Source organism: Nocardia sp. NPDC058499 (genome assembly GCF_042719915.1).
In the GTDB taxonomy this organism is placed as follows: Bacteria; Actinomycetota; Actinomycetes; order Mycobacteriales; family Mycobacteriaceae; genus Nocardia.
In genome coordinates, this window is record NZ_JBHXMZ010000004.1 from 468,997 (window position 1) to 484,381 (window position 15,385).

Annotated in this window: 15 protein-coding genes; 9 read left to right on the forward strand and 6 right to left on the reverse strand. The window is 66.7% G+C overall.

The window, feature by feature from the left end:
• A complete protein-coding gene (locus tag ACFWPH_RS15875; RefSeq protein WP_378751528.1) occupies positions 1-759 on the forward strand; it encodes a glutamate racemase in 759 nt (252 codons plus the stop codon).
• 318 nt (positions 760-1,077) lie between these two features.
• Here the strand turns inward: ACFWPH_RS15875 and ACFWPH_RS15880 are convergent, their stop codons facing one another.
• Complete coding sequence (locus tag ACFWPH_RS15880) at positions 1,078-2,133, reverse strand: 2Fe-2S iron-sulfur cluster-binding protein (protein ID WP_378751529.1); 1,056 nt, start codon at positions 2,131-2,133, stop codon at positions 1,078-1,080.
• A gap of 67 nt (positions 2,134-2,200) precedes the next feature.
• Positions 2,201-2,851 carry a mycofactocin system transcriptional regulator MftR2 gene (gene mftR2 / locus ACFWPH_RS15885; RefSeq protein ID WP_231508756.1) on the reverse strand — a complete coding sequence of 217 codons (651 nt, stop codon included), beginning with the start codon at positions 2,849-2,851 and terminating at the stop codon, positions 2,201-2,203.
• 275 nt (positions 2,852-3,126) lie between these two features.
• On the opposite strand from mftR2, the gene mftA reads away from it, so the two are divergent.
• The 4 genes from mftA to mftG all read left to right on the forward strand — a co-directional run bounded on the left by mftA (position 3,127) and on the right by mftG (position 7,867).
• A complete protein-coding gene (gene mftA / locus ACFWPH_RS15890) occupies positions 3,127-3,276 on the forward strand; it encodes a mycofactocin precursor MftA (protein ID WP_063916007.1) in 150 nt (49 codons plus the stop codon).
• An 11-nt stretch (positions 3,277-3,287) separates the two neighbouring features.
• On the forward strand, positions 3,288-4,793 hold the full coding sequence (gene mftC, locus ACFWPH_RS15895) for a mycofactocin radical SAM maturase (RefSeq protein WP_378751777.1): 1,506 nt from the start codon (positions 3,288-3,290) through the stop codon (positions 4,791-4,793).
• 195 nt (positions 4,794-4,988) lie between these two features.
• Positions 4,989-6,389, forward strand: a complete 1,401-nt coding sequence (gene mftF / locus ACFWPH_RS15900) for a mycofactocin biosynthesis glycosyltransferase MftF (protein WP_378751532.1) — start codon at positions 4,989-4,991, stop codon at positions 6,387-6,389.
• Positions 6,338-7,867 carry a mycofactocin system GMC family oxidoreductase MftG gene (mftG, locus tag ACFWPH_RS15905; protein ID WP_378751534.1) on the forward strand — a complete coding sequence of 510 codons (1,530 nt, stop codon included), beginning with the start codon at positions 6,338-6,340 and terminating at the stop codon, positions 7,865-7,867. Before mftF ends, mftG begins: the two co-directional genes overlap by 52 nt.
• A 596-nt stretch (positions 7,868-8,463) precedes the next feature.
• Here the strand turns inward: mftG and ACFWPH_RS15910 are convergent.
• From ACFWPH_RS15910 to ACFWPH_RS15925, 4 genes are all read right to left on the reverse strand, one after another.
• Positions 8,464-9,306 (reverse strand): carbohydrate ABC transporter permease, encoded by an 843-nt coding sequence (locus tag ACFWPH_RS15910; RefSeq protein WP_378751536.1) that lies wholly within the window; start codon positions 9,304-9,306, stop codon positions 8,464-8,466.
• Positions 9,306-10,259 (reverse strand): carbohydrate ABC transporter permease, encoded by a 954-nt coding sequence (locus ACFWPH_RS15915; protein WP_378751538.1) that lies wholly within the window; start codon positions 10,257-10,259, stop codon positions 9,306-9,308. Before ACFWPH_RS15915 ends, ACFWPH_RS15910 begins: the two co-directional genes overlap by 1 nt.
• On the reverse strand, positions 10,256-11,578 hold the full coding sequence (locus tag ACFWPH_RS15920; RefSeq protein WP_378751540.1) for an ABC transporter substrate-binding protein: 1,323 nt from the start codon (positions 11,576-11,578) through the stop codon (positions 10,256-10,258). Before ACFWPH_RS15920 ends, ACFWPH_RS15915 begins: the two co-directional genes overlap by 4 nt.
• Positions 11,579-12,011: 433 nt before the next feature.
• On the reverse strand, positions 12,012-12,944 hold the full coding sequence (locus ACFWPH_RS15925) for an oxygenase MpaB family protein (RefSeq protein ID WP_378751542.1): 933 nt from the start codon (positions 12,942-12,944) through the stop codon (positions 12,012-12,014).
• 275 nt (positions 12,945-13,219) lie between these two features.
• On the opposite strand from ACFWPH_RS15925, the gene ACFWPH_RS15930 reads away from it, so the two are divergent.
• The 4 genes from ACFWPH_RS15930 to ACFWPH_RS15945 are packed head-to-tail and all read left to right on the forward strand — an operon-like array spanning position 13,220 to position 15,378.
• Positions 13,220-13,444, forward strand: a complete 225-nt coding sequence (locus ACFWPH_RS15930; protein ID WP_062978138.1) for a hypothetical protein — start codon at positions 13,220-13,222, stop codon at positions 13,442-13,444.
• A complete protein-coding gene (locus tag ACFWPH_RS15935) occupies positions 13,444-13,659 on the forward strand; it encodes a hypothetical protein (RefSeq protein ID WP_378751545.1) in 216 nt (71 codons plus the stop codon). Before ACFWPH_RS15930 ends, ACFWPH_RS15935 begins: the two co-directional genes overlap by 1 nt.
• Positions 13,653-14,513: an MlaE family ABC transporter permease gene (locus tag ACFWPH_RS15940; protein ID WP_378751547.1), complete on the forward strand. Its 861-nt coding sequence runs from the start codon at positions 13,653-13,655 to the stop codon at positions 14,511-14,513. The genes ACFWPH_RS15935 and ACFWPH_RS15940 overlap by 7 nt, the downstream gene beginning before the upstream one ends.
• 1 nt (position 14,514) lies before the next feature.
• On the forward strand, positions 14,515-15,378 hold the full coding sequence (locus ACFWPH_RS15945) for an ABC transporter permease (protein WP_378751549.1): 864 nt from the start codon (positions 14,515-14,517) through the stop codon (positions 15,376-15,378).
• Positions 15,379-15,385 lie beyond the last annotated feature (7 nt).

Consider the following 15,385-nt stretch of genomic DNA (forward strand, 5'->3'; position numbering starts at 1 on the left):
GTGATCGTCGCGCTCATCGATTCGGGTTTCGGGCTGCTGCCCACCGCGGCGTGGCTGCGCAAGCTGCGCCCCGATGTGGATCTTCTGCTCCAGCTGGACCCCGACGGCGCGCCGTGGGGTCCGAAACCGCAGGCGTGGGTTGTCGACCGGGTGGTTTCGGCCGCCCGTAGCGCGCGGGAGCTGGGCGCGGAAGTGGTCGTGCTGCCGTGCAATACCGCCAGTGTGACCGCGCTCGAGCACGTCCGCGCGGATCTGGGCCCGCAGGTTCCGGTGGTGGGCACCGTACCGGCGATCAAGCCGGCGGCCGCGGTATGCCGCTCGGTCGCGGTCTGGGCGACCGCGGCGACCACCGCAAGCCCTTACCAGGCCGACCTGATCGCCCGCTTCGGCGGCGACGCGACGGTTACGGGGGTCGCCTGCCACGGCTTGGCGGAGGCCGTGGACCGCGGCGATATGACCGCGATCCGCGCCTCGGTCGCCGATGCCGCCGCCCGCACCCCCGCCGGCGTCGAGGGCGTCGTACTCGGCTGCACCCACTACCCATTGGTGGTGGACACGATCGTCGCCGCACTCCCCGAGGGCGTCCGGCTGTTCGACAGCGCGCAGGCCGTCGCCGCGCAAACCGTCCGCCGGATGGACGAGCTGGGCAACCCGGGCAGCGGAAACGGCACCGTAAGCGTCTACCTCAGCGGCCGCCCGGGCAAGCTACCCCCCGGCGCCACCGCCTACGAACCCGGCCGCCTCCTCGGCGCGAGCTAGCAGCATCACCTGCGACCCCTGGATCCGGGCGCGAGCCCACCGCGCTCAGGCGACCGGCGAGTGCAAGCAGGTAGGCCGAGTGCGCCGAGCCAAGCACGGCCCGCGCGGAGCGAACCACCGTGTCGAGTGCACCCCGCGGCCGCCCGCCCTGTACCGAACCTCATTCGATGGTCCACTTCCCCGGGTGGGGCCCGCCCGGTTCTGGAGCGACGGAGCGGGGGAGCGAAGCGGAGGAGCGGAGGAGTGAAGAACCGGGCCTATAAGGGCCCCACCCTCGAGCCGCGGAGCGGCTCCAAAATTACAGAGCGCTTCCAAATCTCAGAACTGGATGCGCAGCCGATCCGTAACCGGCCGCGCCTGGCAGCCGAGGATATAACCGGCCTCGATGTCCTCGGGATCCAGAATCTCGGCGTTCTCCATTTCGACCTTGCCCTCCAGCACCGTGCAGGCGCAGGATCCGCATTCGCCTTCCTGGCAGGAATACGGCACATCGAGACCCTTGTCGAGCATGATGTCGACCAGGGTTTGTTTCCGCGGCCAGCTGAGGTTGTGCATCTCGCCGTCCAGTTCGACTTCGACGGTGGCCGCGTCGGCGGCTTCCTCCGCGGAGATCTCGACGGGTGCGCTGTCGGCGAAGGGGTCGCCGGCGAGGGAGTTGAAGATTTCGGCGTGGGTGCGGTTACGCGGGACGCCGAGTTGGCCGAGGGCGTCGTGGACGCCGTCCATGAACGGTTTCGGTCCGCACATGAAGGCCGCATGCGAGGTGAAGGGCCGGAACAGTTCGGCCAGGGCGGTGACGGTCGGCAGGCCCTGCAGCGTTTCCAGCCAGTGCAGTACGACCAGCCGCTGCGGGTTCTTCTCCGCCAGTTCGCGTAGTTCGGTGGCGAAGATGACCGATTCGGGGTCGCGGTTGGCGTAGAACAGCACGATCCGGCCGGTGCCGCGGTCGAGGGCGGATTTGAGGATCGACATCACCGGGGTGATTCCGCTGCCGGCGGCGCAGAGCAGCAGGTCGTCGTCGAGGTCCTTGGGGGTGAATACGCCCGACGGCGGCAGCACTTCCAGTTCGTCGCCCGGTTTGATGTTGTCGCAGAGCCAGTTGGAGCCGTATCCGTCCTTGGTCCGCTTCACCGTGACCTTCGGCAGGTCGTCGGTGAAGGGGGAGCTGGCCAGTGAATAGCATCGCGCCACCGATCCGGTGCGGTCGCTGGGGATGCGCAGGGTGAGGAACTGGCCGGGCTGGTAGGCGAACTTTTCCCGGGCCTGCTCCGGTACCTCGAAGACCAGCGAGCTCGCGTCGGTGGTTTCCGCGATGACCTGGGCGACCCGGAGTACTACGGATCGTGAGCCATGGGGCACTTCGACGGTGGTCATCTCGTCCTCTCGACACCTGGTAGCCGACGGCATCCAGCCTACGGCAAAACTAGAACGTGTTTCAATTTTAGCCTATGCCGGCTGCCTGTTGTCGAGTGAGCTGGCCCTCGAGTCCGGCGACCAGCACGCCGACCCCGAAATCGTAGGAGTATTTGCCGCGCAGATCGGGCAGGTATTCCATTGCGCGGGCAACTCGCTCCGGCATCACCACATCGGGTGGGGTGTCGAGATTGCGCGGATTCACCCTGCGGCGGCCGAACAGGTAGGTGTGGATGGTCGCGTAACCGGCCAGGACATTGCGGTCCTCGAAACCGGCCTCGTAGAGGATCTCCATGATCGCCGCGATCAGGTCGAGCTGTTTCCCCAGCATCTGCTCGATGAGAATGTCGCCCAGTCCGGGGTGGCGGCGCAGGCGTTCGTCGATCTGGGCGAGGAGATCGATCAGCCGGTCCTGCCAGGTCCCCGATTCGGGCGGGGGTTTGCGGACCCCGGCGAGCGCGGCCGTGGCGACCAGGTCGAGTAGTTCGCGCTTATCGGCCACGTAGTAGTAGGGGGCCATGGGGGAGACGCCGAGTTCGCGCGAGAGCCGCCGCATGGATAGTTTCTCCACCCCGTCGGCGCGCACGACCCGGAGTGCCGCCTCGACGATCTCCGTCTCCGAGAGGGTACTTCCGTTACCGCCCCCGCCCCCGCTGGTCTGCATTCGCACGACTCCCATTGCCACCTCTACATGCTGGGCGGCATGCGCCCGTCACGTTCTGTTCAGCTGCTTTTGCCCCCGCAGTCTAGAGGTCGCGTTCCGGCGTGAGCGTCCACATTACTCGAAAACTCTTTCTTTTTGTCAGTGCATGACGTTATGGTGTGACTGCGGTCGCATCCGGCGGCCGCAGCGCCGGCACTGTGCCACGGCCCACCGGCGGTATCCGACGCGGTACCGCGGGACGCGTCGTGGCAGCCCCTGGCCGGCGCAGGCGCCAATCAGTGGAGGTAGCCATGGCGGACAACCGTTCCTTCGGACCGGCAGAAACCGATCACCGCGGACCGATCGGCACAGTCGAGAACCAGGCGAGCGAGGACGCTCCCATCGTCGAGGAGACCCTTATCGAAGAGGTGTCCATCGACGGTATGTGCGGCGTCTACTGATCGGGCCGGAGATGCTCGATCTGGAAACCCGCTGGCAGTTACATCCCCGCGTGGCATTGCGCCCGGAACCCTTCGGTGCGCTGTTGTACCACTTCGGGACTCGTAAACTGTCGTTCCTGAAGAATCCGCGGATCGTCGAGATCGTGCGCTCCCTGCCCGGGCACACCTCGGCCCGCGCGGCCATCCGTGCCGCCGGTATCGGGGACTCCGCCGCCGATCCGTATGTGCAGGCACTGGCGAATCTGGCCGAATCGGACATGATCCAGCAGGCACCGGAAACGGCAGCGCTCCCCGAGACCGCGCCGTTCGCCGGTGTCGGTCCCGCCGATCCGGCGGTCCGGCTGGTGGATCGGTTCGAATCCGGGCTGGCGGCGCCGATCTGCCTGACCTGGGAACTCACCTACGCATGCAACCTTTCGTGCGTGCACTGCCTGTCCTCCTCGGGCCGGCGCGATCCCAACGAACTCAGCACCGAGCAGTGCAAGGCGCTGATCGACGAGTTCCAGCGGATGCAGGTGTTCTACGTGAACATCGGCGGTGGTGAGCCCACCGTGCGCCCGGATTTCTGGGAACTGGTGGACTACGCGACCTCGCATCAGGTGGGCGTGAAGTTCTCCACGAACGGTGTGCGGATCACCCCGGAGGTCGCGCAGCGCCTGGCTGCGAGCGACTATGTGGACGTCCAGATCTCGCTGGACGGTGCCGATGCCGAGGTGAACGACGCGGTACGCGGGCCGGGATCCTACGATACGGCGATCCGGGCGCTGGAGAATCTGGCGAACGCCGGATTCAAGGACGCGAAGTTGTCCGTGGTGGCCACCCGGCACAATATCGACCAGCTCGATCAGTTCAAGGAGATCGCCGATCGTTACGGCGCCACCCTGCGGCTCACCCGGCTCCGGCCGTCGGGTCGCGGTGCGGACGTCTGGGACGAGCTGCATCCGCTGCCGGAACAGCAGCGGACTCTCTACGACTGGCTGGTCCGCAACGGCGACGGTGTGCTCACCGGCGATTCCTTCTTCCACCTCTCCGCATACGGTGAGGCCCTGCCGGGGCTGAACATGTGCGGGGCCGGCCGGGTGGTGTGCCTGGTGGATCCGCTCGGCGACGTCTACGCCTGCCCGTTCGCGATCCACGAACGGTTCCATGCCGGAAACGTCGTCACCGACGGTGGTTTCGCCACGGTATGGCAGGAATCGGAGCTGTTCAACGAGTTGCGGGAACCCAGCGGCGGGGGTGCGTGCACCAAATGCGCGCATTACGACTCCTGCCGCGGCGGCTGTATGGCGGCGAAGTTCTTCACCGGACTGCCCGCCGACGGACCGGACCCGGAATGCGTTCAGGGTTACGGGGAAGCGGCGCTGGCCGATACCGGACGGATCATCCCGCGTCCGGCGGTCGACCATTCGCGCAAGACCACCCCGCGCCGGTCGCGTTCGGGTGGACCCGTGCCGCTGACGTTGCTGCCCCCGGCGAAACGTCCGGCTCGGGCCTGTGACGAGAGTCCGCTCGTGTGAGAATTATTGGATGACACCCGCCCCGAGCGACGATAGCCGGATCGTTGCCCGGGGCGGTTCCTTATGTCCGCGCTACCGTTCCGGTGACCTATCTCATGACTGTGTCCACCGTTGTTCGGCAAATTTCTCCCGAACGAAACACTTTTTCCCGGACTGCTGATGTCTCGTAACGAATCGGCAGTTACCATCCGTGGAATGCGCCATGATCGCCTGCCCGACGGATTCGGGGTGCGGATCGACCCACGGGTACGCGCATACTCGGGGGGACGCATCCTTATCGGTGGCTCACCCGCTCGTTTGCTGCGCCTCGCTCCCGAGGCCGCGGAGATGATCGGCGACGGCTACCTGGAAGTGAACGGCCCGCAATCGGCGGTGGTTGCCAGACGGCTACTGGATTCCGGTGTCGCCAATCCCCGGCCGCGGCTGCTGCCGAAACCGGAGGACGTCACCGTCATCGTCCCGCTGCACAACAACCCCGACGGTCTGCAGCGGCTCCTGGGGACCCTGAGTGGTCGCACGGTGATCGTGGTCGACGACGGTTCCGACGAACCGGTCCAGGTGCCCGACGAACACGGCCGCCGGTGCCAGGTGAAGGTGCTGCGCCACGAACAGCGGCGCGGTCCGGCGGCCGCACGCAATACCGGCCTGCGCGCCGCGTCCACCCAGTTCGTGGCCTTCCTGGATTCCGATGTGGTGCCGCGCAGCGGCTGGCTCGAGGTGATGCTGGGGCATTTCAGCGATCCGCAGGTGGCGCTGGTCGCCCCGCGGATCGTCGCACTGGACCCGGAATCCACCACGCTGGCCCGCTACGAACACACCCGCTCATCGCTGGACCTGGGCCGGCGGGAATCGGCCGTGCAGTCCGGCGGTGTGGTCTCCTATGTTCCCAGTGCGGCACTGCTCGTGCGCCGTACGGTTCTCGAAGCCGAGGGCGGCTTCGACGAAAGTATGCAGGTGGCCGAGGATGTCGACCTGTGCTGGCGGTTGGAACGCGCGGGCTGGCGGCTGCGCTACGAACCCGCCGCGCATGTGGCACACGACCATCGGGTCTCGTTCCGCGAATGGTTTCGCCGCAAACTGTTCTACGGCACCGGCGCCGCGCCGCTGAGCCGGCGGCACGCCGGGAAGGTTTCGCCGCTGCAGATACCCAAGTGGACCGCGCTGTCCGCGATCTTCCTGGCGACCCGGAACCGCTGGGGAGTCCTGGCCGCGGTATTCACCCTGCTGGTGCCGTTGCGCCGGCTGCGGATCGCGTTCGCGGGTGTGGACAACCCGACCGGGGTCGCGGCGATCTATGTGGCCCGCGGTTTCTTCGCCGGGTTGTGGCGGCTGTCTTCGGCGATGTTCCGCCACTATTGGCCGATAACCCTCGCCGCGATGGTGTTCTCGCGCCGGGTCCGCCAGACCGCGCTGACCCTGGCGCTCGCCGAGGGGGCAGTCGACTGGTACACCCACCGTGAGCCGGGCGGGCTGGACCCGCTGCGCTATATCGCGTTCCGGCGGATCGACGATATCGGGTACGGCACCGGGCTATGGCTGGGTGCGTGGCGGGCCGGCAGCCCGGCCGCCTTGAGACCTACCGCCCCACCCCGGTAGCGGGGCCGGGCACCATGGTGGACACGCTGATCATCGGTGGCGGAAGCGCCGGTTCGGTGCTGGCCGCGCGGCTCAGCGAGGACCCGGGGCATACCGTGCGGCTCGTGGAAGCCGGTAGCCCGCGCCGTTCGGCGGCGGATTTCCCGCCCGAACTCACCGACAGTGCCGCGCTGCCGGTGGGCGGCGACGCGCCGTGGCTGTGGCGGTATCCCGTGGCGTTCACTCCGGAACTGCCGGGGCAGATCGTGCGCGGTCGCGGGATCGGCGGTTCGGGTGCGGTGAACGGCTGCTATTTCATCCGGGCCGCGGCGCGCGATTTCGCGGCCTGGAGCCGGGAGGCGGGCACGCTCGCCTGGGATTTCGAGGAAGTGCTGCCGTTCTTCCGGTCGCTCGAGAACGACGAGGACTACGGCGACCACGCCGGGCACAGCCGGACGGGGCCCGTGCCGGTCCGGCGGATCGCCCGGCCGAGCCGGCTGGCCCAGGAATTCGCCGCTACCTGCCTGGATCTCGGTTTCGGCGAGGTACCGGACTGGAATTCGATGCCCGGCGGACCGGATACGGGCGTGGGGCCGGTGCCCTGCACGATCGGCCCGCCGGATTCTTCGGGACGGCACCGGCGCATCGGTCCCGCCCACTCCTATCTGCTGCCCGCGCTGTCGCGTCCGAACCTGATCGTGCGGGGCGATACCCTGGCGACTCGCCTGCGGTTCGCGGGAAACCGGGTCGTCGGTGCGGATTGCCTGGTCGAGGGGAGACCCGAGACGATCCACGCCGATCGGGTCGTGCTGTGTGCCGGCGCGATCGAATCCGCCGCCCTGCTCCTGCGTTCCGGTATCGGTCCCGCCGATCAGCTCGCCGAGCTGGGGATTCCGGTGGTCGTCTCGGCGCCGGTCGGCCAGTGGACGGTCGACCACCCCGAAATCGGAATCGAATACCGGCATCCGGCTCCCGCGGGGGGTGCGGTCCCGCTGGAATACGTGCTGGGATTCGACGATATCGAGATCCGTCCCTACACGGTCGCCTTCGCTCCCGGGGTGCACCGGATGGGTGTCACCCTGATGCGGCCGACCAGCTCGGGCCGCCTCCGGTTGACCGGTTCCGATCCGTTCACGCCACCGCTGATCGAACAGGGATATCTCGCGACGGCCGCCGACCGCTCGCGTCTGCGGGCCGCGGTGGGACTGGCCGGTAAAATCCTGGACGTGATGTCGGCGCACTGGTCCGGTGGGACGGACGAGGGCGCGATCTCCGATCATTGGCTGACCGAACGCCTCGGAAGCTCTCAGCATCTGGCGGGTACCTGCCGGATGGGCCGGTCCGACGATCCCCGGGCGGTGGTCGACGAGCGGTGCCGGGTGCACGGTGTGGAGGGGTTGTCCGTGGTCGATCTGTCCGTGGTGCCGGTATCTCTGAGCCGGGGTCCGCAGGCGACGGTGGTGCTGCTCGCCGAACGTGCCACGGCGCATCTGCGCTGAGCCCGTCCCGGAAACAATGGCGCACTGGAGGTCCCGGATGTACTCCGCGCTATTCGATACATGCACCGGCTACTGTCGCGCTAACGGCCGACCGGACGGGCCGTAGGCAGCGGGCAACGAGGCAGCTCCGCCGGGTGGCGCGACCGGGTCCGCTACGGTACCTTCCTCCGGTGCGGTACGCCGGTCGGGTGCCTCGCCGCCCGGAGCGCCTGTTCCGTCGCGGCACGAAATCCCGGCTGCGGACCGCCCGCCCGCGGGTGCGGCCACCGGCTTTCGCCGCACTTCGACAGCCTGCGCCGGGGCTACCGGTCTGGTAGGTGAGCTGTATCGGTCGGGGATACAGCTCACCGGGTGGGCCGGGCGAAATACCAAGTGGCGCCGTGCAATATTGCGTCTCCATTTTCGACACCCCGGCCCGATCTCCCCGGTTGTGCCCCGCCGAGCAAGTACTCTGGTCCCTCGGGAGGCCCGGCGCGGCAACGCGATCCGGCCCCCGGGAATCCGCACCCGGCGCCGAACACCGGGGAAGGTACGGCGCCGGTGCGGAAGGTCCCAGCGAACTTCCCGCGACCCCCGTTGTCCTGCGACGATCCGGTCTATCGACCGCCGAGTCCGGACAGGGTGATACCGCGGACGAACGCTTTCTGCGCGAGCAGGTAGACCAGCAGCAGCGGGAACAGGATGAGTATCGACGCGGCCATCAGCACCGGCCAGTTCGACACGTACTGACCCTGCATCCACACCAATCCGAGGGTGACCGTGGAGATGTCCTCGCGCTGAATCATCACCAGCGGCCACAGGAAATCGTTCCAGACGTTCACCCAGGTGAGTACCGCCAGCACCATGACCGCCGGTTTGGCATTGGGCAGCAGCACCTGCCAGTAGATCTGCCACGGGGAACAGCCGTCGAGTACCGCGGCCTCTTCGAGTTCGGTGGGCAGTGTCCGGAAGAACTGCCGCATCAGATAGGTACCGAAGGCATTACCGAACAGGCCCGGCACGATCAGTGCCCAGGGGGTATCCGCCCAGCCCAGGGTCCGGATGAGCAGGAACTGCGGGACAACGGTCACCGTGAGCGGGACCATGAGTGTCGCGAGATAGGCCACGAAAAGGACGTCCCGGCCGCGGAAGCGCAACCGGGCGAACGCGTACCCGGCCAGTGAACAGAAGAAGACCTGTCCGGCGGTGATACATCCTGCGTACACGATGGTGTTGAGAAACATCCGGCCGAACGGCATCAGCTCGAAAACCGCTCCGTAGTTGGACCACTGCGGATCCCGGGGGAGCAACGCCGGCGTGGTGACCTCGGACTGTTTCTTCAGCGAACCCGACAGCGCCCACAGGATCGGCAGCAGCGCGCACCAGGCCATCGCGATGAGGGCCAGGTAGAGCGCCACCGCCCGGCCGAAAGCGCGGGTCGGCCGCCACCGTGCCGGCATCACGCGTCCGTGGCGTTCTTGCGCGAGAACCATACGTGCGCGCCGGTCAGGGCCAGCAGCACCACGAAGATCAGCCAGGCAATGGCGGAGGCATAGCCGGCGTCACCGAACGCGAACGCGTTCTGGAAGATCATGATGCCGAAGACGTAGGTGCCGGTCTCGGGGCCGCCGTGGCCGCCGGTGAGTACATAGATCTGGTCGAAGGCCTGTACCGCGTTGATGATCGAGACCACCAGGACGAACGACAGCGCCCCCCGGATCATGGGCACGGTGATGGATACGAACCGCCGGACCGCGCCCGCGCCGTCGATTCTCGCCGCCTCGTAGAGATCGTCCGGCACGCCCTGCATCGCGGCCAGCAGGACAACCGTCGCGAACGGCACACTCTTCCAGGTGGTGACCAGGCAGACCGAGACCATCGCCCACCACGGGTCCACCAACCAGGGCACCGGCCCGATCCCGGCCCAGCCGAGCATCGTATTGAGCAACCCGTTGTTGGTATCGAAGACGAAACGCCAGATCACCGCCATCACCACACTCGACACCGCCAGTGGCAGGAACATGACGGCCCGGAAGAAGGTGATCCCCTTGATCCGCCGGTTCAGTGCCGCGGCGACGACGAGGCTTATCGCCACGGTCGGTAGCAGGGTGCCGAGGGTGAACACGATCGTGTTGCGCAGGGCGATGGCGAACAGCGGGTCGGCGGTGAGCAGCCGGCGGAAGTTCGCGAGCCCGGTGAACCGGATCGGGCCGAACAGATCCCACTCCTGGAAGCTCAGGTAGAGCGAGAAACCGAGGGGGAACAGCAGGAATACCAGCACAGCCAGCAGGTTCGGGGCGATGAACAGCCGTGCCGCCCGGGCCCGGCGCACGGCCAGTTCCGGGGTCCGCCGTACCGGGGCGGGTTCGGGCGTGGGTGGTTTCGAGCGGATTGTCTTCTCGGTGGCGGTCATTGGTTGCGCAGCACCTCATCGGCTTCGGGAGCGAGTCGGTTCTTCAGCGATACAGCGGGTCTGGTGCCGCGGAGCACGGGCCCCAGATAGCGATCCATCAGGGCATCGATCCGCGCCCACGCCGCGGTGACCGGAAGCGGTGCGGAACGCGCCGGTCCCTCGACGAGAATGTCCAGGTTTTCGATATCCCGATGGGCTTCGGCGAACCCGCGCGACCGCACCGCGGATTTCCCGGCCGGTACGAACAGCCCGGACTCGGCCACCAGTGCTTGCCCGGCCGGACCGGCCGCGAACTTCAAGAACTCCCAGGCCTGCTCTTTCCGCGGACTGTCGGCGGATATGGCCAGACCCGTGGTTCCGATATTCGACCTCGCCCCACGACCAGCAGGACCCACCGGTAGTGCGGTGATATCGAAATCCAGCTCCTCGGCGGCCGAAAAGGTCTGGTAGCGCCAGTGCCCGCCCAGCGCGAGCGCCGCCTTGCCCTGGGTGAACAGGTCCATGGTCGAGATCGACTGTTGATCCGCCGGAGTCGGCGCCACAGCGTGCTTGATGGCGAGGTCGGCGTAGAACTGGACGCCCTCGAGGAAGGCATCGTCCGCGAAGGCCGTGCGGTCCGGTACGGTCCGCGGGCTGGTCCATTCGGCGCCGTTGTTGATGGCGAACAACCCGGCCGAATAGTAGGGCACCCAGGTATCGGCGAAACCCCACTGCCCGGCCCGTCCCGACCGCTCACGTTCGGTGAGTGCGCGGCAGATATCCAGGAATTCGTCGAAACCCCAGGCATCGTCCCAGCGTCCGGGCGGGCGGAGTCCGGCGTCGTCGAACAGTTTCCGGTTGTAGAACAGGAAGTTCCCGGACCACTGCTCCGGCAATGCGTACTGCCCGCCTTTGAAGCGGAAGGTGTCGTACAGCGCTGTGACACTGTCGGCTTCCAGTTCGGCGGCGAACACCGGGTCGCGTTCGAGCATGGTGTTCAGGTCCAGCAGGACGCCCCGGTCGGCGAGACCCGCATAGGTCTGTTCCCACGCCATCAGCACGTCCGGGCATTTCCCGCCCGCGCAGAAAGTGAGCATCTGCTGCATGGGGTCGGGCCCGGAAAGCAGCGTCCGCACCCGGATCTCCGGATACCGGCGGGCGAACTCGTCGATCACCCGCTGCCGGCCGTCGGCCTCGTCGGGGTTGGCCTGGAAGAAGAATGTCAGCGCATCGTCATCGCCGGAGCACCCGGTGAGACCCGGAACCGCCAGCGAGGTCCCGATCCCGCCGGCGATACGCAGGAACTCGCGCCGGCCGACCGCCGGTCCATGCTCCTGCACGCCGCGTCACCTCGTTCCTGCGCCGCGCCCGCTCGCGCCGAATCGTCCGGATCGCAGATCCCGTGGATCTGGTACCGGCGGCCGGTTCACAGCGTCGGTACCAGCAGATTGTCCAATGCCGGACCGTGAATCGTCCCGAACGACTCACCCGGTCCTCGCCGCGGCCCGCGTCTCGCGTCGCCGGACTTCGGTCGCGAGGTCGCCCGGGGCCATGGAGCGCACGGTGATGTCGTGTTCGGCCGGGGCCGGCCTCTCGGCGGCGAGGTCGTGGCGGTCCGCATCTGGTGGGCCGGGCGGGCCGCGCGAGACGGGCCGACCATCCGCGAGCCGCTCGGTGGCGCAGCGAGCGCGGCCGAGAAAACCCGGTGACCACCACAGCCCGGTTACCGCAAAACCACGCGGCGGGGTGGTCGCGGCAGTGACCAGGGGTAATTCAGATGAGGTTCTTCTGTTTCCGGATCCGGCGGCGGACATCGGCCATGAGGGCGTGGCTGCCGCCGTGGCGGAGGAAGCGGGGGATGAAGCGGTTGACGAAACCGACGAAGAGGAAAAGGTTCTCGAAGCGCCGCTGATCGGCAGCGGTCCATTCGACCTGCATCTGTTCGCGGAAGTGGGGTGCGAGGAAGCCGATGGTGAGGAAGCGCAGCAGACCGCGGAACGGGATACGCAGGTACCAGTGAATCATCCGTAGGTTCAGCAGGTCGTCGAGGTAGGCGCGGACGAAATCGTCGAGGACCGCGTCTTTGCAGGCCTTGTTCCAGTATTCGTCGAACTCGGCGCGGGTGGCCGGCCACATATCCTCGGTGACCTGCAGGGTGGTGCCCAGCGAGGACGATGAGCGGTAGAAGGCCTCGTTCTGTTCCGGGTTCATTTTTCCGGACAGGAGCTGGTAGGTGTCCTCGAAACCGATGTAGAGGCAGGCCGCGACCCAGAGCTGGAGCTTGCGGTCGAAGGCGTTGTATTTCACCGGGGCGCCGGGGTCGGATCGTACCTGGCGGTGGGCGACGTTCACCGCCTCGCGGAAGGCTTTCTTCTCCGCGTCGTCGCCGAGGATGGCGACGGCCAGATATTGGGTGGTGGTGCGGGCACGTTTCCAGGGGCGTTTCATCAGCGACCCCGATTCCACCTTGCTTTCGGCGACGCCGTAGCCGACGCCGGGGTCGGCCATCTGCATGATCACGTTCGCGGCGGCGCCCGCGAACTGCCAGAAGTCGAGGGCGTCGGTGAGTTGCAGGGGGCGTTTGGTGAAGGGGCGATGGGTGGTGCTGATCCGGATCCGGGTCTGCTCGGTGGTCAGCGGCAACTGTTTCCCCGGCTGCCGGCTGTGCAGACTGTCGGGTTGCCAGGAGTGTGCTGCGGCGGTCATGAGTGTCCTTCCCCAGGGATCCGGTGTGGTCTAAGTTACTCCAGATTCTTCCCGCAGTCACTTGATATGAAGGAACAGCCGCTAACTTATGCGCATCTGGCCTGGTTGGTAAACATACCTAGAACAGGTATCAAGCCCTTATCGGCGACCAGGAATCTTTGTGAAAACCTTCCGCCATGGCGTGAATCGTGCGTAACATACCGCTCCAACCCGACCGTCTCAGACGTTCCCCGGTGGGGAGGGCGCGTAGCGGCCGGACAAGGAAGGAGCCCAGCATGCTCAAACGGCTGGATCGCATATTCAGCTATGAGATGAAGGTGTCGGAGTTCCTCGGCACCCTCATCATCCTCGGAATCCCCTACGGAATCATCGGAATCGTCTGGACGCTCACCCACACCTCGCATCTTCGCGAGATGCACGGTCTGGACGTGATCATCTCGTTCCTGGGCTCCATCGTGTGCTGGCCGGTGCTCACCTTCTCGAACGTGACGATGACCTGATGATGGCGCTGGTATGGCTCATCGACATCGTGGTGATCGTCGTCAAGATCCTCGGTGGGCGAACGAGAGTGAACCCGATACTGCGCTTCGGGTTGTGGCTCGCCCTGCTCTGTGTCTTCGCCGCCGGTCTTGCCGCGGTGGGCGCCGGGTTCGTGCTGCTGCAGCAATACCTCAGCGGTGACCTCGATACGACCGGACCGGAACTGCCATGGTGACCACCGGAAAGAACGAATCGGAGCAGCGCACCGACCTCGAACAAGCCCTCGACGATCTGAAGGGCCTCTGGCAGCGCCACCCCCAGCGCTCGCTGGAAACCCTCGGGCGTCAGGTCACGCTGGGCCGCGAGGCCGTGGTGGAGACGCTGAAATCCATCGCCGCCCGCCGATTCCCCTTCGCCGAGTTCGCGAAACAGTGCGGGTTCATGGCGAATGTATCGGCCGCGCCCACCATTTTCGTCGCCATGCCGATCGCGGTCGTGGTGTCCATCCAGATCGGTGCGCTGGTCAACCAGGTCGGCGCCACCACGTTCATCGGCGCGGTCGCGGGCCTGGGCATCATCCGCCAGGGCGCCCCACTGGTGACCTCGCTGATGATCGCGGGTGCGGTCGGTTCGGCCATCTGCGCCGACCTCGGTTCGCGCACCATCCGGGAAGAAATCGACGCGATGATGGTGATGGGGGTCAACCCCGTCCGGAGACTCGTGGCGCCACGGCTGGTGGCGGCCGTGGTGGTGAGCATGCTGCTGTGCGGGTTCATCGTGTTCGTCGGATTCGCGACCGCCTACATGTTCAACGTCTACGCCCAATCCGGTACGCCGGGTTCGTTCATCGGCTCGTTCGCCTCTTTCGCGGTGGCCAACGATATGGCGGTGGCGCTGGTCAAATCGGCGATCTTCGGGGTGCTGACCGCGATCATCGCCTGCGATATCGGCCTGCACGCCAAAGGCGGGCCCGGCGGGGTGGCGAATGCGGTGAACTCGGCGGTGGTGTCGTCGGCGCTGATGCTGTTCGCCACCAACATCATCATCACGCAGGTGTACAACACCGTCTTCCCGACGAAGGTGATCTGACGTGGGCACTCCCTATACACCGCCGGCGCTCAAACCGGTCCGGATGGTGGCCTCCGCGGCGGCGGTACCGGTGGACGCGAACCGGCGGCTGGGTCACCAGGGGATCACCTTCGTGCAAGCGCTGATCGCGATCCCGTTCGTGCTGAAGCACTATCGCAAGGAAGTGCTGCGGTTGACCGCCGATGTCGGGTGGGGCAACGGATCGCTGGTCGTGGGCGGCGGCACCGTCGGCGTGGTGATCATTCTGTGCGGTTTCGGCGGAATCACCGTGGGAATGGAGGCGTTCAGCGCACTGAACCTGCTGACCATGGGACCGCTCACGGGCGCGATATCCGGGTTCGCGACCACCCGTGAGTTAGCGCCGATTCTTGCCACACTCGCTTTCGCGATCCAGGCGGGCTGCCGGTTCACCGCGCAGCTGGGGTCCATGCGGATCGCCGAGGAGATCGACGCGCTGGAATCCATCGCCATCCGACCGCTGCCGTATCTGCTGACCACCCGGATGATCGCGGCGACCCTGACCATCATCCCGCTCTACAGCGTGGGGCTGGCGGTGGCGTACCTGGCCACGAAACTGTCGGTGCTGGTACTGGGTGGTACTTCCGCGGGCACCTACGACCACTACTTCTACCAGTTCCTACTCGGCCCGGACCTGTTCTTCTCACTGCTCAAGGTCGTCGTGTTCGTCCTGCTGGCCACGTTCATCCAGTGCTACTACGGCTTCTTCGCGACGGGCGGTCCCGAAGGGGTCGGGGTGGCGGCCGGGCAGGCGATCAAGATGGTGATCGTCGTGATGGTGTTCGCGAATCTGTTCTTGACACTGGCGATCTGGGGTATAGACCCCGGTTTCCGGATTTCGGGGTGAGGTGTCG